3 protein-coding genes are annotated in these 3124 nt (G+C 60.2%); all 3 read left to right on the forward strand.

The window, feature by feature from the left end:
- A partial coding sequence (locus RMO57_RS16700) for a molybdopterin dinucleotide binding domain-containing protein (protein ID WP_310388518.1) occupies positions 1-1086 on the forward strand: 1086 nt, incomplete at its 5' end.
- A gap of 153 nt (positions 1087-1239) precedes the next feature.
- Positions 1240-2763: a nitrate reductase subunit beta gene (narH, locus tag RMO57_RS16705; RefSeq protein ID WP_310388520.1), complete on the forward strand. Its 1524-nt coding sequence runs from the start codon at positions 1240-1242 to the stop codon at positions 2761-2763.
- Positions 2764-2773: 10 nt separating this feature from the next.
- The coding region (gene narJ / locus RMO57_RS16710; protein WP_310388522.1) for a nitrate reductase molybdenum cofactor assembly chaperone at positions 2774-3124 on the forward strand (351 nt) is incomplete at its 3' end.

The following is a 3124-nucleotide window of genomic DNA, read 5'->3' on the forward strand; positions in this document are numbered from 1 at the left end:
GTGGTCGAGCGCGACTACCCGAATCTGTACAAGCGTTTCACGGCACTGGGCCCCTTGATGAACAGGCAAGGCAATGGCGGCAAGGGCATCAGCTGGAACACCGAGACCGAGGTCGAACAGCTCGGTGACCTGAACGGCCGCGTCCGCGACGAGGGCGTGACCAAAGGCATGCCCAAGATCGAGACCGATATCGATGCGGCCGAGGTCGTGCTGCAACTGGCGCCCGAGACCAATGGCCATGTGGCGGTCAAGGCCTGGGAGGCTTTGAGCAAGCAAACCGGCCGCGAACACGCCCACTTGGCGCTGCACCGCGAGGACGAAAAGATTCGCTTCCGCGATATCCAGGCGCAGCCGCGCAAGATCATCTCCAGCCCGACCTGGTCGGGACTGGAGAGCGAAAAAGTCAGCTACAACGCCGGCTACACCAATGTGCATGAACTGATCCCATGGCGCACTCTGACCGGCCGTCAGCAGTTCTACCAGGACCACGCCTGGATGCAGGCCTTCGGCGAGGGCTTTTGCAGCTATCGGCCGCCGGTCGATTTGAAAACCCTCGTGGAAGTGCAGGGGCTCAAACCCAATGGCAATCAAGAAATCGCCCTGAACTTCATCACGCCGCACCAGAAGTGGGGCATCCACTCGACCTATAGCGACAACATCATGATGTTGACGCTGAACCGCGGCGGCTCGGTGATCTGGATCAGCGAGGACGACGCCAAGTCGGCCGGCATTGTCGATAACGACTGGGTCGAGTTGTTCAACTCGAACGGCGCGATTGCGGCACGCGCCGTGGTCAGCCAGCGGGTCAAGAACGGCATGGTGATGATGTATCACTCGCAAGAGAAGATCATCAACACCCCGGGCAGCGAGATCACCGGCATGCGCGGCGGTATCCACAACTCGGTCACCCGCATCGTCACCAAACCGACCCACATGATTGGTGGTTATGCCCAGCTGAGCTATGGCTTCAACTACTACGGCACGATTGGCACCAACCGCGATGAGTTCGTGTTGGTGCGCAAGATGGCCCGCGTGGATTGGCTGGACGATGAGCCGACCCACAGCGCCGCCGCAGCGCACGCCTGAAACATGAAGACGAAACCAGTTTCGACGGCCCGGGTGTGCGGACTGATAGCCAGCTCCTTGCTTCTATTAGACACAGTTCGCACCCCCGTGGCTTTCGAATCCGGTCTCTCGAATCCCTTTAGCTAGCAAGTTATTCATTCAAGGAGTCACGCGATGAAAGTGCGCGCTCAAATCGGCATGGTGCTGAACCTGGACAAGTGCATTGGTTGCCACACTTGTTCGGTCACCTGCAAGAACGTCTGGACGAATCGCCCCGGCGTCGAATATGCCTGGTTCAACAACGTTGAGACCAAGCCCGGCATCGGCTACCCCAAGGAATGGGAGAACCAGGAACGCTGGAACGGCGGCTGGCACCGCAAGGCCAACGGCGACATCGAGCCACGTCAGGGCGGTAAGTGGAAGTTGTTGATGCGCATCTTCTCCAATCCCAACCTGCCCGAGATCGACGATTACTACGAGCCCTTCACCTTCGACTATGACCATCTGCAGTCTGCTCCCAAGTCCAAGGCGACGCCGACCGCGCGCCCGCGCAGTCTGATCACCGGCAAGCGGATGGAGAAGATCGAATGGGGCCCGAACTGGGAGGAAATCCTCGGCGGCGAGTTCGCCAAGCGCAGCAAGGATGTGAATTTCGAGAACGTACAAAAAGAGATGTACGGTCAGTTCGAGAACACCTTCATGATGTATTTGCCGCGCCTGTGTGAGCATTGCCTGAATCCGGCCTGTGTGGCGAGTTGCCCCTCAGGCTCGATCTACAAGCGCGAGGAAGACGGCATTGTGCTGATCGACCAGGACAAGTGCCGGGGCTGGCGCATGTGCGTGTCGGGTTGCCCTTACAAGAAGATTTATTACAACTGGCAGTCCGGCAAGGCCGAGAAGTGTATTTTTTGCTATCCGCGCATTGAGGCCGGTCAGCCCACGGTCTGCTCGGAAACCTGCGTCGGACGAATCCGTTATTTGGGCGTGCTGCTGTATGACGCGGACCGGATTCAGGAAGCGGCCAGCGTCGTCAATGACAAGGATCTTTATCAGGCGCAACTAGACATCTTCTTGGACCCGAATGATCCGAAGGTGATCGCGCAGGCGCGCATTGACGGCATTCCGGATGCCTGGATGGCGTCCGCCCGCAAGAGCCCGGTCTACAAGATGGCGGTCGAGTGGAAGGTGGCGCTGCCGCTGCACCCCGAGTACCGCACGCTGCCGATGGTCTGGTATGTGCCGCCGCTCTCTCCCATCAGCGCGGCCGCCAACTCGGGCCAGCTCGGTATCAATGGCCAGATCCCCGACGTCAAGCAGTTGCGCATCCCGGTCCAGTACCTGGCCAACTTGCTGACCGCCGGCGATGTGCCGCCGGTCGAGCGGGCGCTGGAGCGGATGCTGGCAATGCGTGCTTATCAGCGCAGCAAGCATGTGGACGGCTTTGAGAACAAGGCGGTGCTGGACCAGGTCGGCCTGCTCAAACACGAGGTCGAGGACATGTACCAGACCATGGCGATTGCCAATTACGAGGACCGCTTCGTGATCCCGACCACGCACCGCGAATACGCCGAGAACACCTTTGATGTGCGCGGCGGTTGCGGCTTCAGCTTCGGCAACGGTTGCTCCGACGGGCAGACCGAAACCAGCCTGTTCGGCGGGGCCAAGAAGCGCACGATTCCGATCAAAGCCACCGTCTGAGGCAGAAAAAATGAAAGCAGCTATTGTTTCTAAATCCTGTCGTGTGCTGGCCCGCCTGCTCGACTATCCGCATGCCGAAATGCGCGCGGCCTTGCCGGAGCTGTTCTCCGTGCTGACGGAGGAGGGTGCCTTGAGCCCCGCCCGCCTGGCCGAGCTGAAGGCGCTGATGGGCACGCTGCAGCAGGGCGATGCCTACGAGGTCGAGGCTCGCTATGTCGAGAGTTTCGACCGCGGCCGCGCCACCAGCCTGCATATGTTCGAGCATGTGCATGGCGACTCGCGCGACCGCGGGCCGGCTTTGATCGACCTGCAGCAGACCTATGAGGCCGGCGGCATGTTCTTCGAAGCCAGTGAACTGCCG

Origin of the sequence: Roseateles sp. (assembly GCF_031397715.1) — a bacterium.
In the GTDB taxonomy this organism is placed as follows: domain Bacteria; phylum Pseudomonadota; class Gammaproteobacteria; order Burkholderiales; family Burkholderiaceae_C; genus Paucibacter_A.

Coding starts and splice junctions, on each gene's coding strand:
- narH (WP_310388520.1), top strand. CDS start 1,240: ATGAAAGTGCGCGCTCAAATCGGCATGGTGCTGAACCTGGACAAGTGC.